The following is a 20,546-nucleotide window of genomic DNA, read 5'->3' as shown; positions in this document are numbered from 1 at the left end:
ACAGGATACGCCACCCCTTCAACCTGCTTCCATACACCAGAAATCACCATAACTCTCGCATCGCCCGTGAAAAGGTCGCTCGTGTCCTGGGGCATGGGCGTCCTCAGGTAGCCTCTTCTTATATCGGGGGCTACTGATGAACATTCGGGACATTACAAAGAATATCAAGTGGCACGAAGACGCCTCTGAGTCGACCAAAAGCCGCACAGTAAGACGCATTCAGACGATGGCTGATGCTATTGAGGCCCAGTTTCCGGCGGTTCGGTACTGCAACCAGATTAAGCTTAAACACATGGAGTACCTCAAGTACGCCTGGTTCGACAATGAGGGCTTCGCTCCGTCAACCATGGCTGATTACACCCGTGCCATGCGACTCATGATTAAGGCTCTCGGGAAAGAGCGGCATTGGTTCGGTCGCCTTGGGCTGATCCAAGACCGGACACGCGGAGGGCGGCGAGTGGTTTCACGAGTCACGAAAACGAGGTCACGAAATCGTCGATAAACGATCCTCCGATTGTTCGGGTGGGGTTCTTTGGAAAATTTCACAGGCCGAGCCCCCTCCCCGCGCCAGTTCAGATTTCCGATGATCGCTTTAGGTGATGAGAGAGCTCATTGCCTGGAAAACGCAAATCCACAATCTGAACTGGAGTACCCGATGAGACACACATTCGACAGTTGCGTCAGCAAACGAACAGGCAAACCACTGGCAGCCTACGACTGTGAATATGAGGCTTGGAGCGCTTCCGACCACGCGAGCCTGTTCTACGGTCAAGATTTCACATATTACCGGTGTCCTCAATGCCAACATTGGCATTTAACCCCCAAGGAGCGATACACACCCAGTAAACCCTGCGAGTTCTGCACCGATAGCGACGGAGAAACCAAGGAGCTGTATTCAACTAAGGTGGGAGCAGAGGCTCGGGCAAAGATCATTGGTTGCGAAAACCACATTCATTTGCGGGTATATGAATGCCCCTACCAAACGGGTTGGCATCTGACCAAACAATAGTGGCTCACGATGCAACCCCTTAAAACAAACTCAAGAACTGGAGTAGATTCCTATGTCAAAAGGTAAAGGTAGCTCTCGCCCCTCCAACGGTCATCCGGGTGGCAATTGGCCAAGCACAACCGGCCGGCCATCTGGAGGAGGCCGAGGGAACGCCCCTTCCAAGGGTAAATAGCGATGCAAGATCAGGCCGCTGAAATGTCGGCGGCCTGTTTTTGATAACAGTTCCAGTATGTGCTGTAGGATCCGATGGCGTTGAAACATTGAAGATCTGGATGCGTAGTGGCAATTGAGGCAAGGGCATCTTCTTCCTCATCGATCAATCGCCCCCATGCCAGCGCAACCTGAGCTTTCATCCACGCCAGATAATGGTCTGAGTCGTGGCCAGCACAGAGCCTGGCAATGAATGTTTCAAAATCGGATAAATCGGGAATCGTGCCTTTGCGCCAGCGCTTCAGCTTTCCGTACTTATGATCCGCAGGGGTTTCAAATGCACGAGAAGCAAACTCTTCCTCAGAGCAGTCTCCGGGCAAAGGCAAGTAGCTGGCCATTCGTCTATAGCTGAAGTCACAACCATTAAGCGCAGACAATTGATGTTTCCAAACCTCAAATAGCCGAATTAAGGGTCTGTCCCTTTCTGATGGAGCTTCCTGAGCCGATGCTAGGGGAGCAATATCTCCCACAAATCCCTGATCGACCAACTGTTGTTTGTGCGTTTCATACGCCCCATGCGCAACAAGATAATCGGCCACATCCAAAGCCAACTCACAAAGCAGAGTGTAGTAGAAATCAACTCGCAGTTGGTGGTTAACCACTCGCAGTATGCACTTCCCCCGAAGCCACTCTACGCTTTCTGGATTTCTGGTTGTGTGGTCGATCTCGGCGATCAAGGAGATGAGTTCCGGATCCACCAGGGTGTGCTCCCTCAAGAACTCTTGCCCGCGTCGAATCCAGACGACGGGGTTATGCTGTTTATTCGGCTGTCGGCTGGTCTCCTGTTTGACCCAGTCGAGAAAAGCCTTCTCTTGGGCCATCCGCTGCTCAAGGAAGCTGGCTACCCTGGATCCTTTGAGGGCCGAGCCAATTTTCGACTTGTCAGCACCCGCCAGTGCAGCTACCCACGAGGAGCCATTGTTCTTAAGTTGGAGGCCGTTCCATGGCTCCACTGCAGCTTCGATTGATTCCAGGAATTGCTTGTCGGGAATACTTGCGCGCCAGACGCGTTTAATTTTCATCGCGGTGCTGGGCGTTACTGGCTGCTGCTCAGCTTTCTTTAACGTGTTCAGATGCGGTGCCTCAACCCCGGCAGCATTCGCCATTGTCTTTACCAACCGGGGAAACGAACCTGAGTCGCCGAGCGCGATTCGCAGAAAATCAGACACGTGCGGCAGGAAGAACACATCGAGTGGCGGAAGTGTAACTCTGATTCTGTTCTTCATATGCTCCTCGATAAAGTGGCGACAAAACCCTGGAATTCAGACGCTGCCACATTTGATCACATTTCAAAAGGTTTATGGCCATCATCCTCCACTAGGCTTTGAAGCGTCGATAAATCAATGTTGCTGAAGGTCAACCAACAATAAAACCTGAGGAACGAACGCATGAAAACCGGCATATTGGAACCCAAGAACCTCCCTCACCTTCTGGCACTCGCCAGGGGTGCCCGAGCAGGCAACGCGGAGGCATGCAGGAATTTGGCCCGCCAGCTTCGCAACGCATCGAACGCCAAAGCGGTATTACGCCAACTCAAGCAGCAATTACATCAGGACGAGATTCAACGAGAGAAACTGGCACTACAGCGTCGAACTGAGAGGGAGAGGAAACAGCGTGCTTGCTTCCCGCCAACACACCCGCTGTTCCGGAATAGCAGGGCCACCGGAGGCCGGAAAAATCATGATGCGATGAAAAGAGCGGTACTGTGTGGCGGGTTCGAAACGAACAGAACCCGCCATTAGCATTATTATGGCCAATCGAGATTTTCAGACCGCTACTTTTTGAGGCCCTCCTCATAAGCTTGCAAGTCGGCCTCGCGCCAACGAGCGGTTTTAGGTGAAAGTTTGAGCGGTTTCGGAAAGCGCCCTTCGCGAATCCAACGCCAAATGGACTTGGGAGCAACCCCGTAACGCTCGCTGACTTCTTTGATGCTGTAGAACACGTTATGTACCTCATTCCGATTAATTGGTACTCAATAAGTTAATCGGTAACAAGGACCGGTTGGCGCGTGTAATTGCCAGAAAAGTGCAGAAACTCCGGATTTTTGGTTAATAATCCTTGCGCTGGCGTTTCCGTGGCAATTTTCCTGTGTATGCATACCTGGAGTAGGCGTTGAGCAGTTGAAGGCGACGATCCAAGATCTGCTCGCTCAGATAAGCTGCTCGGGTCTCATCGCTGTCCAGGTGCGCCAAACTGAGCTCGGAGACCACATCATCAAAATCTGTCCTAGCTGCAGCAAAATTTTTGAAGCAGCTTCTCATTCCATGGGCGCACGCGATCTTGTTATACCGAGGGTCCATAAATCCTTTGCCGCCAGACTTCAGAGACTCTTGATGAATTGCCTTCACCGTGTTGTTCAACGCGTTCTCGCTAATCTGCTCTTTTCCTTTATAACCCGGAAATACGTAACGGCCCGACTGAGGCATGCTCCGTAGGATTTCTATTGCCCGCGGCACCAGAGGCACCACGTGGAGCTCATTCGGATTTCTGTTCTTCATTTTCGAGCCTGGGATCGTCCAAGTTCCCTCGTCGAGATTGATTTCCGGCCATTCAGCAAACTGAACCTCTGTCGGCCTGGCGATAGTCAGTATTTGAAACTCCAGTGCGCGGGCGGGTATCGTGTCTCGCTCCAGCAGGAATTTCATAAACTCAGGCAAGTCATGATGCCGCATCGCAGGTTTATGCTTAGTGTGATGGATACGCTTTGCCGGTGGCAGCCAGCCATCCAAATTGTCGTCCCAATCTGCAGGATTCTTCCCGGAAACCAAGTTGCGAGATGCCGCCAGCTTCCAGACCTGGGCAATAGTCTGACGAATTCTGGTGGCCGTTGGTGTTTGGGTGGTCCATAGCGGATTCAGAACTCGTACTACGTCCTCAACGGTGAGGTCGCCGATTTGGGTATCACCAATCTCCCCTAGACATCGATCAATTGACTTCCGTAAGCGGTTTCGCTGCCGCTGCGGGTTCTTGCCGCGAAAAGTCACCTCTTTAATCTTGTAATATTCCTCCGCGAGCTCTCCGAAGGTGACTTGTTTCCGCTGACGCTCACGGTCTCTGGCCTTTCGCTCTTGATTCTGTTCAACGGGATCTACGCCATTACGGATTTCCTCCTTTTTCTGGCGGGCCTGCTCTCGCGCCTCTCCTAGGCTCACATCGGGATAGCCTCCCAGGCCAATCTCGCGACGACGTAGGCCCACCGTCGTGACCAGAAGCCAAGAGCGTGAGCCGATTTCCTGTCCAGCCGCTGGCGGACGACATTGCAAAACTAGACCGTCTACCCCACCCACCCTGTGATAAGCAACACAAGGCTCTCCAGCTTTTCGCGTTTTACTGTCCTTTTTCACCACCCCATGGCGTAGATTGCGAACTTGAGCGGGACTCATTTCAGGCACTTTTTTTGGCATCGTCTAGCTCCACCTTTCAATCTACCCATCATCCTACCCCTCAAAACACCTGTCGTTAGATGGGCATACTTGTTACTCAACGATACCACCAAAATCAAATCGTACAATTATTTTATTTGAAAAACAGTTGGTTAGTTACCATATGGGGCGTTCTGAGACTAACTGGGACATTAGTGTGGAACCTGCCGGGGGTACCATCCCTCCAAACCGCCGCCCCCTTCGACGACCGTTTCCATTTGACCCTATAGTTACTACAGGGTTTAAAACATGGCCATCGCTGATTTTCCAAGGGGTAACCATGCACGACCACCATCACGACCACAGCCATCATTTCGATACCCATAATCGCTCGTTCGCCCTCGCGGTTGTTCTCAACACCCTGTTCGTGGTGATTGAAGCGGTGTACGGCGTGCTGTCCGGCTCACTGGCGCTGGTTGCGGATGCCGGGCACAACCTGAGTGACGTGATGGGGCTGATCATGGCCTGGCTTGCAAGCTGGCTCGCCAGTAAGGCGGCAACCTACAGCCGGACCTATGGGCTCAAGAAAACAACCATCCTCGCCGCGCTGTTCAACGCCCTGTTCCTGATTGCCGCCGTGGGCGGCATTACCTGGGAGGCCATCCAGCGGCTGAGCAATCCGTCAGACGTTGCGGGCCTCACGGTGATCGTGGTCGCCGGTATCGGCGTTGTTATCAACGGCGCCACCATGCTGCTGTTCATCAGGGGACAGAAAGGCGACATCAACATTCGCGGGGCGTTCCTGCACATGGCCGCGGATACCGCGGTCTCGGTGGGGGTGGTGATTTCCGGCACGGTTCTGATGTTTACCGGCCTTACCTGGATTGACCCCGCGGTCAGCCTGGTGATTGCCGCCGTGATCTTTGTAGGCACCTGGCATTTGCTCAAGGACTCGGTAACGCTTGCAGTCGATGCCGTGCCCAAGGGAATTGATCCCGCCACTGTTCAGGAGCGCCTTGAAAACCTGCCGGGCATCCAGTCTGTCCATCACCTTCATATCTGGCCCCTGAGTACCACAGAAACGGCGCTGACAGTCCATCTGGTGAAGCCGGACCCGGCCGGTGACGACCAGATCCTCGAGACAGCCGCGTCGGTGTTACGTCGCGAATTCGATATTCATCACACCACCATCCAGTGGGAGCGCAATGGCAGCGGGTGTCCCAGTGGTGGCCATTGTTGATGTTGATCCCGGTGCGCCAGCCAGGGCCAGGGGCAATCTGGCTGGAGCTGAGACTTTTGATAGGCTACCTTCGTGGCTTGATGTATTGATGGACGTACCATGACAGCCTTCGACTACCTGTTGCCGTACGATTTTTCTCCCATCACCATTCTCTCATTCGGGCTGGTGCTGGCGCTGTATGGCGTGGCGCTGATTCGCATGCCGGAAACCGAGCGGCCGGGCTCCGGGCGGATTGTCACCTTTGTTCTGGGCGTGTTGCTCTGTTACGGGGTGATGCAGACCCGTTTCGATTACTACTCTCAATACATGTTCTTCGTGCATCGCGCCCAGCATCTGGTACTGCACCATCTGGGCCCGATCCTGATCGCCCTCTCCAACCCGCTGCCCATCCTGCGCTTCTGGTCCCGGCGCATACCCGGCCCGGCGTTACCCTGGCTTAGGCCTCTGGGCGTGGCGTACCGCTGGCTGCAACATCCTGTCATCGCGCCCGTACTGTTTGTGGGGCTGATCTACTTTTGGCTGTGGCCACCGATTCACTTCGATGCCATGCTCAGCCGCTCGCTTTACTGGGTGATGAACTGGAGCATGCTGCTGGACGGCCTGCTGTTCTGGTGGCTGATTTTTGATCCCCGCTCGCCGACCGTTACCAACGCACTCGGCCACGGCAAACGCATCCTCATTCTGGCTCTGGTAGCGATTCCCCAGATGATCCTGGGCGCCATGATCGTGTTCTCGCGAAGCATGGTTTACGACGTCTACGAGGTGTGCGGCCGGGCCTGGCCCATGGCCCCGGAAACCGACCAGCTCTTTGGCGGGCTACTCACCTGGATACCGCCGGCGATGATGAGCATCGTGGGTATCCTGATCATTCTGAGGCGGGCGATGCAGGAGGATGACAGGTACAACTCGCTGGCCGCGCGACAACAGGAGCTCCCACAATGACGGCAGCAAGCCTCCGCAGATACACGCGAAGCCTGTGGCTGACAGTGGCCATGGCCGCGCTGGTGATCCTGGCTGGCTGTTCCGATTCGAGCCAGAACTGGAATGGCAAGGACATCAGCGGACTGATGCCAGACCTGGAATTTCAACTGGTGAACGATGAAGGCAAGCCGGTCAGCCAGGAGAAGTCCGCCGGCCAGATTCGCCTGCTGTTCTTCGGATTCACGTCCTGTCCGGACGTGTGCCCAACCACCCTGCAGAAAGTCTCCCAGGCCACCAGGGGCCTGCCCGACCCGATTCAGGAGGATGTGCAGACACTGTTCGTGAGCGTAGACCCGAAACGGGATACACCGGAACGACTGCAAGAGTATGTGCGTTTTTTCGGGGACCGGATTGAAGGGCTCACCGGCACCGAGCCGCAACTGCGGGAGCTGGCAAAGCGCTACCGGACCACCTTTGGCTACGATGAACCGGACGCCGAGGGCAACTACAATGTCTCCCACAGCAGCGCTGTTTACGTGTTCGACCGGGACGGTGCTGCACGCCTCCTGATCCGGCCAGATACCAGCGCCTCCAAGATTAGCGAGGATCTACAGCTGTTAGCAACCGAAGGCTAGCTCTGCTCGTATTCGCGTACCAGCTCGTTGAGAAAATAAAGGCCCGCCGAACTCAGGAAGCACCGATCCGCCCCTGCCCTGAACAGCAGGTTCCGTTTGTCCAGGTAATCCAGCGCCTCTGTCATCCCCTTCTCGAACCGGGCCGCCCTGAGGATGTCCTGATACTCCTCATCGGCGGCCAGCGCCGCGAGGTCCTGACCTTTCAAGCCGGCATCCGCCCGCCCCAGGTACTCGAGGTCCCGGCCGCTTCGGGCAAAGTAGCGACCAATCAGCAGCAACACCACTTGCACGCGGAAGGCGTTTTCGTCGTGCTCCTCGCTCTCGTCGTCGCTGCTTTCTTTCAGGAAGAAGAAAGCACCGGTCTCGTTGAACACCAGTTCGCTGCCCAGGTGCTCGTAGAATGTCCGGAAATGAGAGAGGTGGTTATACAGCAGGTTGTAGAGCGGATTGGCCCGCAGCTCCGAGCGATTGCTGTCCCATACGTCCCGCACGATCACCCGGCCGGCCTGGAACTCGCGATAAACGGCCGCGCTATGCGCGGGCAGGATCTCGTCGAAGCTCACGGATTCTGGGGCCTCCGAGGTGTTCCTCAACTCCTCGGTTTCTGACAATTCAGGCATGATCTGGCTCTTGTTTCGATTCGGTAGGGTCGGTTTCAAGTCGGCGTTTTCGGTACACGAACTGCTCGCCTTCCGGCGCCTGTTCCAGGGTTCGGAAGCGGTTGGTGGTGATCACCTGTAGCCCTTCTGGCGGCGCATTCACCAGTCGATTCAGGGCCGCTAGCAAATCCGGGAATCGGTAGCCGGGAATAAAACCATCCAGTCGCCCGTGGAGCTCCCTCACCAGGTCCGCGGTGGGCCGCAATTCGAGCGTTTCCAGCCACTGGTACAACTGGTTGATGCGCTGGACATCGATTCGGCTTTCCCGGCCACTGCCGGCCACCTCTTCAAGCACGGGCACTTCGGCTTTGCGACGCAGGTCGTTCAGGCGCAGGTCCAGTTCGCTGAACAACAGCTGGTAATAGCTGGACGACTCGCCAAACGCATAGTGTTTGGGCCGCTGCTGCGCCCGCAGGCCCACCAGGAACCCAGTGCTGCGGGCAAAGTCCCCGCCTTCCAGCCATTTACGGCGCAGACTCAGGGTTTCAGTGTCGTCTTTCAATGCCCGCAGTTTGCCGTAGAAGTGTTCCATGGCGTTGTACTGGGCCATGCCCCGGCGGGTCTTGCGCAGGAAGTGCTCCACCTCCTGGGCCACCGCCTGAATCGGCTTGTACAGGGCGTTCAGGCTGATGGAAGAACGGAACAGCTGGTCCGCCAGGCTGTGGTCGTCGTGGCTTTCCAGCTGGCGCACCATGGCTTCCAGAGTTTCGAACAGGTTGCTGCCATCGGGCAGCCGGGTATCCGGGTTCAGGAACACCAGCGTGGGTTTGATGTGCCGCTCGTACAGGGTGACGATCTGCTCGAACAGGTTTTGGCGAAACTCCAGGTACTTTTCCGGTGCCCGGCTGGCATCGCCGGAGAGGTCCGCCAGCTGGGCGCTGATGGTCTGCATGCGCAGCACGTTCTGGCGCAGCAGGCCGATCAGCTGGCTGACTCGCTCGTTCAAGTCCTCCCGCAGTTCGGTATAGTCCGGGTCCGCATCGCTGAAGCTGCTGGTCTCCAGGCGGTCTCGTACATCGCGCAGGGTCACGAGGTGGCCGCGAAGCCGCGCATCGGTCAGCTCCTGGTAAAGCGAGGCGTTGCACGCCCGCATCAGGTTGATCAGCGCGTCCTGGAACACCAGGCGACGCTCGCCCTCCGCCTTGATAATGTCGATGATCAGGCCGCCGCGAAACAGGTTGTCGGTATTTAGCGCCAGCCGCACCCGCTCCCGGTCGGCCTTGCCAAGGCCGCGGGTGTAGTCCATCACCTCGGCCACCAGATCGCTCTCCAGAATGTAGCGAGCCTCGTTGCGGTCCATGCGCTCGATCATCCGGAACAGGATCTTCGGGTGCTCGAACAGCAGCCGGGTGGTGTCCAGGGTGCTGAAGCGTTTACTCATCCACCGGCTCCAGCAGGCTGTTCTGGGTGTGGTCGGCCCAGTGGTTCAGGGCCTCTCCGCCGGTAAAACCTTCGGCGCCGCCCCAGAATACCAGCGTGCGTTCCTTGCTGTAGGGCCGCGCGGTGCGCATCTGCCCTACTTCCAGATGCCGGCCAATCAGGTAGATGACTTCGGCACTGGCGCTGTGGGTGGCCGCGGAGAACAGGTTGAAACCTTGTTTGCGTAAGCGCTCCAGCAAAGACGGCATCTGGCTGATATCCACACTGGCCAGTTCATCAAGCACCATGGGGAACGACAGCTGTATGCCCGGGTAAAGCACCCGCTTGAGCAACCGGTACACCAGCTCCAGGTTAATCAGCGCGGTGGTGGAAGTGGACTGGCCCTTCTTGTCCAGGTTGGCGGCGTTTTCCTTGCGGGTGCGGTAGGAAATACCGGTGATCACCTTGTCCATGGTCAGGCGCTTGCTCCCGCCGTGCTCTCCGAAGAAATCCGCCACAAACACTCGCAGGCGATCGTAGAAGGCGTCGGACTGCAGCTGGTTGCCGTAGGGGTCGATGTTGTTGGCTTCTTCCACCAGGTTGCGGAATTTCGGGTCGGTGTGGATATCCACCCGGATTTCCACCAGATCGTTGATGCGCACGCCGTCCAGCTCCCGGTTGAGCTGGGCTTCAAAGCGGGCGATGTGTTCGTGGTTGGATTTCAGGGCCTGGCGGTAGCTGGCGACGGTTTCGTTGTGAATCGACACCTGCTCTTCCAGTACCCGCCAACGCTCGGACATACCGGCAAACAGGTCTGCGAGGCTCTTGAAGGTTTCGCGGATCACCGAGGTGGCGGGGCTGTCCTTCTGCAGCTCGCCGTCTTTATCTTCGTGGATTCCCAAGTTGATAAACTGGTTGAGGCTTCCAAGGATGGCGAGCCGGCGTTTTTCAAGATCGTCCAGCTGAGTTTGCAGGTCGTCGAAGGCGGCGGCCGACACGCGCTCAATGTCCACCGGCTGCTCCGCTTCCACCGTTTTCAGGTGCGGGAAACGGTGTTCCACCGTGCCGACGCTTTTGCTCAGGGCTGCCAGCTCGCGCTCCCGCTCTTCAACGCGGTCTTTCTCCGCTTTTGCCTTGGCGGCTTTTTGCTGCACCGCGTCCTGCTTTTCCTGCTCCAGCCGGGCCTGCTCGTCCAGTTTGGCAAGCTGTTCTTCCGCTGCCTGTTTCTCCTCGACGGCATCTTTTAACGTGGAGGCGGCCCCCGGGTAGCGCTGAAGCGTTTCCAGGTCTTTCTCTATTGACCGGATTTCTTTCTCCGTGCGCTCGATCAGCCGGGGCCGGTCGTGTTCCTGATTCGCGGTATCGGCCAGTTCCGAGCGCTCTTTTTCAAGCCCGTTCAACTCGCCTTCGATGTGCTGGCGCTGCTCGGCAAAGTTGGTGTGTCGGGCCGGCTGGCCCTGGTATTCGATATCAAACCAGTCAAAACCGCGCTCGTTGGGAGCAAACAGACGGGCGAAGGCTTCAATGGTGGCCTTGCTGTCCGAATCCAGATCCTGGCCCGGGCTCGCCATCATCAGCCTCGGGTCAACGGCCCGAAGGGGCGCAGCGGTGGCTTCATCCAGCTGGTTCTGGAGCTGCCACTGCTGTTTGCTTTCCCGGTCTTTCAGGCTTTCAAGCTGGCGCTCCAGATCCTGCTTCTTGCGCTGGATCTGCTCCAGGCGAATCTCGGCCTGGGCGGCGCTCTTAAGGGCCGCCAGGTGGCCTCTCTTGCCTTCCAGTTCCTCGTTCTGGATCTCCGCAATTTCCTGGAGCGTCATATCACCATACTGCGAGACCAGAAGTTCGCCATCTTTCTGGTTCTGTTCCGCCTGTTTGATGCGTCGTTCGGCAGAGCGGATCTCGCCCTTCAAGCCACTGGCCTCCTGTTCCAGCTTCTTCAGGGTCTGCAATACATGGCGCAGGGTGTCGTTCTGTTCGTTGTAGGCTTCGAGCGCCACCCGGCGTTTGGCCGCAATGTCGGCCAGGGCGTTGGTCACGCCATCTCGGAAGGCGGCGAACTCGTGCTGACTGCGCAGCAGAGTCTGGTAGGCCTGGTAGTCGCGGTTCAGCTTTTCGAAGCGCGGCCGTTCTTTCTCGATGCGGTTGAGCTGGCTTTGCTGCTCTTTAAGCTGATCGTGGCGATTCAGGAAATCGTCTATGTTGAAATCGAAGGCGTCGTCGGCAAACTTCTTGTCCGCCTCGATGATGCTGGCCACCGCATTGGCCATGGCCTGATCGTCGGCTTTCATCTCGAACAGCAGCAAAATCAGCGTACGCAGCGATTGCACCCGGCGCTCGTCGGACTCGCCCAGGGGCAACACGGAATAGCGTACCGCATCCGCGTTCATCAGCTCGCTGCTGTAGAGCATGGACTTCAGTTTGGTCGGATCGTTGACCAGTTTCGTCTCTTTCGACAGTTTTTTCAGCGCCTCCGACAGCCGACTGAATGACAGTTCCGGCACCGCCTGGCCAATGCCGTCTTCATCATCGCCGTTCCAGAACAGCGGCCGCAGCTGGTCGTAGCTCACAGGCACAAAGACCCGGCCATAGCTGAGCTGGCTGGCGTTGTCCCGATACAGGATCTGGCAATGGGTGCCCGCCGGGTTTTCCGCTTCCATAATCAGGAAGCTGAACTGGCTGGGGAAATAGTGCTGATAGCTTTCCTCGTTGGTGTAGAAGCTACCCGCGCTCGCGTTCCGGAAGGCGAATTTCTTGCGGCTGTTCTTGAAGTTGTTTTCCGGCAACAGGAACAGGCGCAAAGAGTTCAACAGGCTGGATTTGCCCAGGTTGCCCGGCCCCAGAATCAGACCGTGGTTGTCCACCGGAATTTCCACGTAACAGAAGCCGGCAGAGTCCACCAGCACCAGGCGGCGAATGCCGAAGGTAAAAGTGCTTGCGCTCGCCTGTGAATCACTCATCCAGAATCATCTCCTGTTCCATGAATTTGCCGGTGGTCCGGAAGGCCTGCGCCAGGGTCGTAAACCCGAGATCTTCCGCCAGCGTGAGGGCCTTTGTAAACCTTTCAGTCGTGTCTGGGGTTTTACGGAACCGGGCGAGCCAAGGCTGCCAGTCGCTGGGTTGCAGGAAGCAGGCTTTGAGTCGAAGAACGGAGCACATGGAGGCATACATCTGCAGGCCGCCAACATCGTAATCGAAGGCACACAATACCCTGTCGTAACTTTTCAGCCAGCCCAGGACTTCCGCCCGGTTGATTCGGTTACCACCTCCGAGCACGACATCGCAATTTGCCACGTCAAGTGCCTCGCCAAGACACTCACTACCGAACCCCAGCATCTGCCGGTAGTGATAAAAATTGCGCTCGTTTTCCACCACCAGCACCTGATTTGCTGGTGTAAAGCCTATATCCGTAGAGTTCCCGGCAATCACCACCGAATCCGGTCGCTGCCCAGACATCGCTTGGTGGTAGACAAGGAGAAAACTCACATCGGTGCCGTGGCGGTGAGAGTCGCCTTTCCTGGCGGCATCAACTCGGCTCACCGGTGCTGGCGCCTGTTGGCATAGTTCTGCGAACGCAGGTTCATCCAGAACTGTAATGAGCCAACGGTTAGCGCCAACCTTCTCGGGACTGAAAATTTCCCGATGCCGGCGGCGAAAGGCTTCAGGCAGCTGCCGCAAGAACGCCTCGTAGTTGATTGCCTGTCCCTGGGCGATTTTCTGCAGGTAACCGTTCAATGGCTCACCTTCCCCTCATACCTTGTTAAACTTGCGCAAAAGTCTACAGCGTGAGGCAGGTGATGTCCCTGAAATACCGAGTGATTCCCGTAACGCCCTTCGAACAGAACTGCACCCTGCTGTGGTGTACGGAAACCATGAAGGCAGCCGTGGTGGATCCGGGCGGCAATCTGGAACGCATCCGGGCCGCCGTAGAAGAAGAGGACGTGACGATGGAGAAAATCCTGCTCACCCATGCCCACATTGACCACGCAGGCGGCACCGCCGAACTAGCAAAGGCCTCGGGCCTGCCCATTGAGGGCCCGCATCGGGAAGACGATTTCTGGATTCAGGGCCTGCCCATGCAGGCACAGATGTTCGGATTTCCGGCACCGGAGATTTTCAGGCCGAACCGGTGGCTTGAGGACGGCGACACCGTCACCGTGGGCAATGAGGTTCTCGAGGTGCTGCATTGCCCTGGCCACACGCCGGGCCACGTGGTGTTCTTCCATCGCGACTCGAAACTGGCCCAGGTGGGCGATGTACTGTTCAACGGTTCCATCGGCCGCACGGATTTTCCCAAAGGCGACTACAACACTCTGATCCGGTCCATCCGGGAAAAGCTCTTCGCCCTTGGCGACGATGTGCAGTTCATCTGCGGCCATGGGCCCATGTCCACCTTCGGGCAGGAGCGGAAAACCAACCCGTTCGTTTCTGACCATCGGGGCTGACCGACCACTGCCCCAAGCATTCAAACGCTTTCTTTCCATTCTGGCCTGAAATCTGCATTACCTTCGGGAGAACCCGAATGTGCAACGCAGATTTCCCGGTCGCCGCAATCCGGCGCGCCGAAGGAGGAAAGCCATCCATGTCCCTACTGACTTCCCTGATCCGGGCGAGCACCCAGTTCCAGCAGGCCATGGAAAAACGCCAGGCTCCGGCCACCGGCCAGGAAGCCGCGCCGGACAAGGCCCGAGGCGCGAAGGTAGAGGTTGAGCCCTCACCCGGCGATGACCGGTTCACACCCTCGGAAAACAGCCAGGCGGACCTGGCTCGGCTGAAAGCACGCAGGCTGGCCATGGCCGACTACAAGCAAACGGTGGGGCAGGACCTTGCCTTTGTTCGGGAAACGCTGCGGCACAAACTTGCCGAGTACAACCTGCCGCCGGCAACCGCCCTGAGCGTGGCGAAGAACGATTCCGGCAACATTGCGGTGGAAGGAAACATCCCGGATAAAACCCGGGCCTTGATTGAAAACGACCTCAACGTGAACCGGAGTTTCCGTGAGGCCTTCAGCCGGCTGAGCATGAACGAACCCACGCTCCATTTCATGGACAACGCGCTCAAACTGAACCAGGCCTACGGCGTCAACAACCCGCTTCTGGACACCTTGATAAGCGAGAACGAGCAGTTCAACGGGTTGCAGGACCTGGTGCACCGCTACGACACCCTGCGCCGCACCGCCAGCGCGGAACAGTTGGAAGCCGCGGGCAACGCCCGAAGCTACGCGTTCAACCTGAACGCCCGGGCCTGATCGGCCGGCTCACACCTCGAAGGGTGCCGGATCGCCCTTACCAACCCGGGTGACCACCGGCACGTCCCCGGTGAAGTCCACCACCGTGGTGGCCTCCAGGCCACAGAAACCGCCATCGATGATCAGATCCAGCTCGTGCTCCAGGGTATCCCGGATCTCGTAGGGATCGGTCATCGGCTCGGTTTCACCGGGCAGGATAAGCGTACTGCTCATGATCGGCTCGCCCAACTCGCCCAACAATTCCTGAACAATGGCGTTATCGGGCACCCGAACGCCGACAGACCGACGCTTCGGATGCAGCAGCCGCCGAGGCACCTCGCTGGTGGCATCCAGGATGAACGTGTAGGGCCCCGGCGTGAAATTTTTCAGCAGCCGGTACTGGGTGTTGTCCACCTTGGCATACACCCCGATGTCCGAAAGATCCCGGCACACGAGCGTGAAGTTGTGCTTGTCGTCCAGCCGACGAATCCTCTTGATCCGATCGGCCGCCTGCTTGTCACCCAGGTGGCACCCGATGGCGTAGGCGGAATCCGTGGGATACACAATCACCCCGCCCCGCCGCAGGATATCCACCGCCTGATTGATCAGACGCTTCTGCGGCGTCTCCGGGTGAATCTGGAAAAACTGACTCATCAACTCTCTCCCTGAGCGGTGCGCGCCGCCATCGCCGGATCCTTCTTGGACCCGCCCATACAATTCGGAGACTCCGGCGCCGCCTGCCCGGTGGCCTGCCACTCCTCCGGCGAATACAGGTGCAGAGCCAGCGCATGCACCGGCCCGGCCAGCTCCTCGGCAAGCACCTTGTAAATCGCCTGATGCCGCCGAACCTTCATCTGCCCCTCAAACTCCGGCGACACCAGGGTCACCTTGAAATGGGTTTCCGAATTCGGCGGCACGCTGTGCTTGTGGCTCTCGTTCTCCACCTGAAGCACCTGCGCGTCGAACGCGTCGTTCAGTTTGGTTTCAATGGCGTTCTGGATCTTCATGTCTTAATACTCCTGCCTCGGTATTTGCAGTAACGAGGCGAATAGCACGTTGTCAGAAGCGGGTGTGGCGATGGCTTTGCCAGAAGTGTGTGTTGCCAGGGATGGCAACACCAAGCCCCCAGGGATGGGTTCACGGCGTCTTTTGGCAAAGCCATCGCCACAGCCGCCTCCACCACACCTATCAGTCTACTATACATGACAACCCCAGCCGGAGAGCCTTGACACCACAAAGCCAAAGCGCCACATTCCCATCCCGATTCACCAACACCCAAACCCCATGCACCTCTACATCGCCGAAAAACCAAGCCTCGGCCGCGCCATAGCCGCCGCCCTCCCCGGCCCGCATCAGAAGGGCCAGGGCTGGATCCGCTGTGGCGACGGGGAGAACTCGGCTACGGTGAGCTGGTGCATCGGCCATCTGCTGGAACCCGCCGAACCGGCCCGCTACAACCCGGCCTGGAAAAAGTGGCGGCAGGAGGACCTGCCCATGTTCCCGGATCAATGGCAGGTCATGCCCAAGGACAGCGTGCGCCAGCAGCTCAAGGTGCTCGAATCGCTGATCCGCCAGGCCCAGACCATCGTGCATGCCGGCGACCCGGACCGGGAAGGCCAACTGCTGGTGGACGAAGTGCTCCGCTATTTCGGGGCCAGCGTTCCGGTACAGCGGATACTGATCAATGACCTCACGCCAGCGGCGGTAGCCCGCGCCATCCAGAGCCCGCGCGACAACCGGGAATTCCGGCGCCTGTCCCACTCCGCCCTGGCGCGCCAGCGGGCAGACTGGTTGTACGGCCTCAACCTTACGCGCTTTTACACCCTCAGTTACCAGCAACAGGGCGAACAAGGCGTTTACTCCGTTGGCCGGGTACAAACCCCGGTGCTCGGACTGGTGGTGGAGCGCGACAACACCATCGAAAACTTCCAGCCAAGACCCTATTTCCGCATTGAGGGCACGTTTAAAGCCCAGGAAGAAGAGGCCGACACTCAGCCGTTCAACGCCCGATGGCTGCCAGACGAGCAGTTTCGCGAACACCTGGACGAGGAAAACCGGCTACTCAGCCGGGAAGTCGCTGATCAGATTGCCGAGAGTATCAAGAGCCGGCCCGGCACCATTACTGAATCCCGCTTCCGGGATCGCCCCGAAGCGCCGCCCCTGCCCTTGTCGCTGTCAGCCCTGCAGATTGAAGCGGGACGGCTGTTCCGCATGGGCGCCAAAGAGGTGCTGGATACCGCCCAGAATCTCTACGAACGCCACCAGTTGATCACCTACCCCAGGTCCGATTGCCGTTACTTGCCTGAGGGCCATTATAGCCAACGGGAACAGGTGGTTGGCGCCATAGCGCGGGTTGCGCCAGCCCTCAGTGAAGCCTGCCAGGCAGCAGACTTTGACCGGAAAACCACCGCCTGGAACGACAAGCAGGTGGATGCCCACCACGCCATCATCCCGACCACACGGCCGGCACCTAACGGCAAGCTGACCCAGGCCGAGGAAAACATCTATGGCCTGATCAGCCGCTACTATCTGATGCAGTTTGCCGCCGATGCCATACACCGTGAAGGCAGGCTGACCGTTCGCGTGGCCGATCATCAGTTCCGTGCCACAGAAACCGCCGTGCTGGAGCCCGGGTGGAAGGCGCTGGAACTGAAACTCCGCGAACAGCGCGCCGAGCCGGACAAAGCGCCGCTTCCACGACTGGAGAAAGGCGAACCGGTATTCTGCGAGAACAGCCACGTTTCGGAACGCAAGACACAGCCGCCCCAGCATTTCACCGACGCCACCCTGTTGTCGGCCATGACCAACATTGCCCGCTTCGTAAGCGATGCGGAGCTCAGAAAAACCCTCAGGGAAACCGATGGCCTGGGCACCGAGGCTACGCGGGCGGCCATCATCGATACCCTGTTCAAGCGGGATTACCTCTACCGGGACAGCCGGCATATTCGAGCCACCGACAAGGGCAAAGCCCTGATCGGCGCCCTGCCGGAATCGGTCAGCAAGCCCGACCGCACCGCGGTGTGGGAGGCGACCCTGGAAACCATCCGGCGTGGCGAGGGTGATCCAAGGCAGTTCCTTGAAACGCTCAAGGAGGAGATCCGGGCGCTAATGGACCGACCGGAAGGTCAGGCCGCCGCTCCTTCAGGGCTCCCCGGCAACCTCGCCGAAACGTCCTCCCCTCACTGCCCAAAATGCCGCGCACCCATGCGCGAGCGAGACGGAAAATTCGGGCGATTTCATGCCTGTACGCGCTATCCGCAATGTCGCGGCACCCGCCCCATCGAAGAAACTCGGCCCGAGGACGGAACCGGCCAGAAACCGGTACCCTGCCCCCACTGTTTCTCGCCCCTGGTCAGGCGCCAGGGGAAAAAAGGCTGGTTCTGGGGCTGCAGTAATTTTCCTGCCTGCCGACAAACAGTTGATGACGACAACGGCAGGCCGGCCCTGCGTTTACGCAAGACTACATAACGAAACTGAACCCGGATCCACATTTTGTGATAATTCGACGACGCATTCTTTTCCTGGAGACGGTCGATGCGCATTGCTCTGCTTGAAGATGAAACCGAACAGGCACAGCACATTCAGGCAATTTTGTCTGAGCGTGGTCACCACTGTGACAGTTTTCCAACCGGCCAGAATTTTCTGAGCGCCGTTTTGCACAGAAGTTACGATCTGCTGATCCTCGACTGGCAGATACCGGACATGACCGGCATCGACGTTCTCGAGAATGTGCGAGCGCAGTTGAACTGGCCGATTCCGGTCCTGTTCCTGACCCAGCGGGACAGCGAGACCGACATCGTTCGGGCCCTGGACGCTGGCGCCGATGACTATCTCGCGAAACCGGCGCGGGCCGCCGAACTGGTCGCCAGAATCAATGCGCTGGCCCGACGCTCCAATCCCGACAGCGACAAGGAAGTGCTGCGCTACGGCCCTTTCGAAATCAACACCCAGCAGCGCACCATTGCCTTGCACGGCACTCAGCTAACCCTGACCGACAAGGACTTCGACCTGACCCTGTTCCTGTTCCAGAACCAGGGGCGACTGTTGACCCGGGAAATGCTACTAGAGCGTGTCTGGGGGCTGGCCAGGGACATCAACACACGCACTGTGGACACCCACATGAGCCGGCTGCGCCGGAGGCTGGGCCTGAATCCGGAAAATGGATTTCGCATCAAGACCATCTATCAGCGCGGCTACCGCCTGGAGGCCATGAAAACGCCGGCGCCGGCGGTCGAAGACGGGGAACTTCAGAAGGCAGCCAATGACTGACCGCACCACCCGGCTTTTTGCCCTGCTGGTCTCCGCCCTGATAGCACTGGGGTCGGCCCCGGCAGGCGCCGAGCTTTCCGTTACCCGCGGATCGGCGGGGCAGACCGATACCGCTTCCGCTAATCAGATGCCCGAGTGGATCTACACGCTCCGTCCGGGCGAGAGCTTTCGGGAGGTAGCCGACGAGCTGCTCGCTAACGGATACACCGGCGCACGACTGCTGCAGTACAACAGAATCAGCAACGGAGCCACCCTGGCTGCCGGCGACAGTGTTCGCATTCCGCTTTCCTGGTTGAAACGCCAACCTCAGCCCGCCAAAGCGACCTCCGTGTCCGGCACGGTTCAGTTAATCTCCGCCAGCACCGGCCGGAAGATGCCGCTGGACGAAAACGCTCTGATTCGGGTGGGTGACGAAATTCTGTCAGCCTCCGGTACCGCGACGGTGGAACTGGCGGACGGCTCCGAGGTCCGGATTTCACCCAACTCCCGCCTCATCTTCAATCGCCTGACCCAGTACGGCAAGGCCGGCATGGTAGATACCCGCCTGAGACTTGACCGGGGTGAAGTCCACACCCGCGTTAAGCCCGTTATGGAGGGCGGTGCCCGTTTTGAGATCGAGACACCCTCAGCCGTGGCCGCAGTAAGAGGCACCGTTTTCGCCCTTCAGACATCGAGCAACGGTAGCAGCCTGCAGGTGACGGAAGGCACCGTCGATTTCGGGGCACCCGGCAAGGTTCGCCGTATCCCGGCCGGCTTCGGAGCCAGCCTGTCCACTGGTGACCGGGCCGGACTGAGCATCCGGCGGTTGCCACCGGCACCACAGATCAACCCCCTGCCCGCCACGCTCACCAGCCTGCCATCGACCATGACATGGCAGGATAGCCGGGCGCCACGGCACCGCATCGATATCTTTGAGACCGAGAGCGGCCGCTGGGTGGAAAGTCGCACCACCGCCGAAAATTCATTCGACATCGGGCTTCTGGACAACGGCCGTTACGAGATTCATCTGGCAGCACTCGACAGCCGTGGCATTGCCGGCATGCCGGGCGTGGTGCCGGTAGAGGTGGATCTTCAGGCTCGCGCTGCAAGCCTTGTGGCGCCGAACGATGGCGAGACCGTGAACGACGACATGCCGGAGTTCCGCTGGCAACTCAAGGGCCAGAACGAAGTCGCCCGGGTTGAAATTGCCGCGGACCAGAATTTCAGCAATCTGATCACCACCAGCGAGTGGGCACCCGAAAACACCGCCCTGCCTTCGCGTCCACTGGGGCCGGGCAAATATTACTGGCAGGTGGTTACCGAGGCCGGTGGTAACTCTGTGGCCACCACCGAAGCGCGCACACTGGTGGTGAACGGCAGCCTGCCGCCCGTTCGAATCATCAGCGTTAACTACATCGATAGCCAGGTGCGGGTATTCTGGGAGAAGGTCGACACCGCCACAGACTACCGACTGCAGCTCTCTGAGGAGCCGGGATTCAACAATATCATCAAGGAAGCGACGCTCTCTGATACCACTGCAGCCTTGCGTCTGATTCCCGGAAGGCGGTATTTTGTGCGCCTGAAAGCTCTTTCTGATGGCCCACTGGAAAGCCGGTGGGGACCCGGGAGGGAACTGTACCTGGAATAAACCGTTGATCGACCGAAACACACAGCAGGAC

17 protein-coding genes are annotated in these 20,546 nt (G+C 58.4%); 8 read left to right on the top strand and 9 right to left on the bottom strand.

Annotation, left to right across the window (positions count from 1 at the left end):
- Window positions 1–1,191 precede the first annotated feature (1,191 nt).
- The 3 genes from ACFC20_RS05450 to ACFC20_RS05440 all read right to left on the bottom strand — a co-directional run bounded on the left by ACFC20_RS05450 (window position 1,192) and on the right by ACFC20_RS05440 (window position 4,623).
- The gene (locus ACFC20_RS05450; protein ID WP_375192112.1) at window positions 1,192–2,445 is read right to left on the bottom strand and encodes a hypothetical protein; all 1,254 of its coding nucleotides are present in this window, start codon (window positions 2,443–2,445) and stop codon (window positions 1,192–1,194) included.
- A 548-nt stretch (window positions 2,446–2,993) separates the two neighbouring features.
- A complete protein-coding gene (locus ACFC20_RS05445; protein WP_197061313.1) occupies window positions 2,994–3,161 on the bottom strand; it encodes an AlpA family transcriptional regulator in 168 nt (55 codons plus the stop codon).
- Between the two features lie 106 nt (window positions 3,162–3,267).
- On the bottom strand, window positions 3,268–4,623 hold the full coding sequence (locus tag ACFC20_RS05440; protein ID WP_136629450.1) for a site-specific integrase: 1,356 nt from the start codon (window positions 4,621–4,623) through the stop codon (window positions 3,268–3,270).
- 298 nt (window positions 4,624–4,921) lie between these two features.
- Between ACFC20_RS05440 and ACFC20_RS05435 the strand changes: the two genes are divergently transcribed.
- The 3 genes from ACFC20_RS05435 (at window position 4,922) to ACFC20_RS05425 (ending at window position 7,377) form a co-directional block, all read left to right on the top strand.
- Window positions 4,922–5,821 (top strand): cation diffusion facilitator family transporter, encoded by a 900-nt coding sequence (locus tag ACFC20_RS05435; RefSeq protein WP_375192111.1) that lies wholly within the window; start codon window positions 4,922–4,924, stop codon window positions 5,819–5,821.
- Between the two features lie 99 nt (window positions 5,822–5,920).
- Window positions 5,921–6,763, top strand: coding sequence for a cytochrome c oxidase assembly protein (locus ACFC20_RS05430; RefSeq protein ID WP_375192110.1), 843 nt, complete (start codon window positions 5,921–5,923; stop codon window positions 6,761–6,763).
- A complete protein-coding gene (locus tag ACFC20_RS05425) occupies window positions 6,760–7,377 on the top strand; it encodes an SCO family protein (protein WP_375192109.1) in 618 nt (205 codons plus the stop codon). Before ACFC20_RS05430 ends, ACFC20_RS05425 begins: the two co-directional genes overlap by 4 nt.
- Here ACFC20_RS05425 and ACFC20_RS05420 read toward each other — a convergent pair.
- From ACFC20_RS05420 to ACFC20_RS05405, 4 genes are read right to left on the bottom strand one after another with little or no spacing between them, the layout of a single operon-like run.
- Window positions 7,374–7,997 (bottom strand): hypothetical protein, encoded by a 624-nt coding sequence (locus tag ACFC20_RS05420; protein ID WP_375192108.1) that lies wholly within the window; start codon window positions 7,995–7,997, stop codon window positions 7,374–7,376. The genes ACFC20_RS05425 and ACFC20_RS05420 overlap by 4 nt on opposite strands.
- Window positions 7,990–9,417 (bottom strand): hypothetical protein, encoded by a 1,428-nt coding sequence (locus ACFC20_RS05415; protein WP_375192107.1) that lies wholly within the window; start codon window positions 9,415–9,417, stop codon window positions 7,990–7,992. The genes ACFC20_RS05420 and ACFC20_RS05415 overlap by 8 nt, the downstream gene beginning before the upstream one ends.
- Complete coding sequence (locus ACFC20_RS05410; RefSeq protein WP_375192106.1) at window positions 9,410–12,352, bottom strand: hypothetical protein; 2,943 nt, start codon at window positions 12,350–12,352, stop codon at window positions 9,410–9,412. Before ACFC20_RS05410 ends, ACFC20_RS05415 begins: the two co-directional genes overlap by 8 nt.
- Window positions 12,345–13,127 carry a hypothetical protein gene (locus ACFC20_RS05405; RefSeq protein ID WP_375192105.1) on the bottom strand — a complete coding sequence of 261 codons (783 nt, stop codon included), beginning with the start codon at window positions 13,125–13,127 and terminating at the stop codon, window positions 12,345–12,347. The genes ACFC20_RS05410 and ACFC20_RS05405 overlap by 8 nt, the downstream gene beginning before the upstream one ends.
- Before the next feature lie 62 nt (window positions 13,128–13,189).
- Between ACFC20_RS05405 and ACFC20_RS05400 the strand changes: the two genes are divergently transcribed.
- Window positions 13,190–13,837: an MBL fold metallo-hydrolase gene (locus ACFC20_RS05400; RefSeq protein WP_375192104.1), complete on the top strand. Its 648-nt coding sequence runs from the start codon at window positions 13,190–13,192 to the stop codon at window positions 13,835–13,837.
- 137 nt (window positions 13,838–13,974) lie between these two features.
- The gene (locus ACFC20_RS05395) at window positions 13,975–14,640 is read left to right on the top strand and encodes a hypothetical protein (RefSeq protein ID WP_375192103.1); all 666 of its coding nucleotides are present in this window, start codon (window positions 13,975–13,977) and stop codon (window positions 14,638–14,640) included.
- A 9-nt stretch (window positions 14,641–14,649) separates the two neighbouring features.
- Here the strand turns inward: ACFC20_RS05395 and ACFC20_RS05390 are convergent, their stop codons facing one another.
- Entirely contained in the window at window positions 14,650–15,273 is a 624-nt protein-coding gene (locus ACFC20_RS05390) for an L-threonylcarbamoyladenylate synthase (protein WP_091992137.1), read from the bottom strand.
- Window positions 15,273–15,626, bottom strand: coding sequence for a BolA family protein (locus ACFC20_RS05385; protein WP_375192102.1), 354 nt, complete (start codon window positions 15,624–15,626; stop codon window positions 15,273–15,275). The genes ACFC20_RS05390 and ACFC20_RS05385 overlap by 1 nt, the downstream gene beginning before the upstream one ends.
- 277 nt (window positions 15,627–15,903) lie before the next feature.
- Between ACFC20_RS05385 and ACFC20_RS05380 the strand changes: the two genes are divergently transcribed.
- From ACFC20_RS05380 to ACFC20_RS05370, 3 genes are all read left to right on the top strand, one after another.
- Window positions 15,904–18,087, top strand: a complete 2,184-nt coding sequence (locus ACFC20_RS05380) for a DNA topoisomerase 3 (RefSeq protein ID WP_375183412.1) — start codon at window positions 15,904–15,906, stop codon at window positions 18,085–18,087.
- 66 nt (window positions 18,088–18,153) lie between these two features.
- On the top strand, window positions 18,154–18,888 hold the full coding sequence (locus tag ACFC20_RS05375; protein WP_375183413.1) for a response regulator transcription factor: 735 nt from the start codon (window positions 18,154–18,156) through the stop codon (window positions 18,886–18,888).
- Window positions 18,881–20,515, top strand: a complete 1,635-nt coding sequence (locus ACFC20_RS05370) for a FecR domain-containing protein (protein ID WP_375192101.1) — start codon at window positions 18,881–18,883, stop codon at window positions 20,513–20,515. Before ACFC20_RS05375 ends, ACFC20_RS05370 begins: the two co-directional genes overlap by 8 nt.
- Window positions 20,516–20,546: the final 31 nt, after the last annotated feature.

It is taken from the genome of Marinobacter sp. (genome assembly GCF_041984545.1).
In the GTDB taxonomy this organism is placed as follows: Bacteria; Pseudomonadota; Gammaproteobacteria; order Pseudomonadales; family Oleiphilaceae; genus Marinobacter.
The sequence above is the reverse complement of the archived record's forward strand: the minus strand, read 5'-3'. Positions and strand labels throughout refer to the sequence as shown.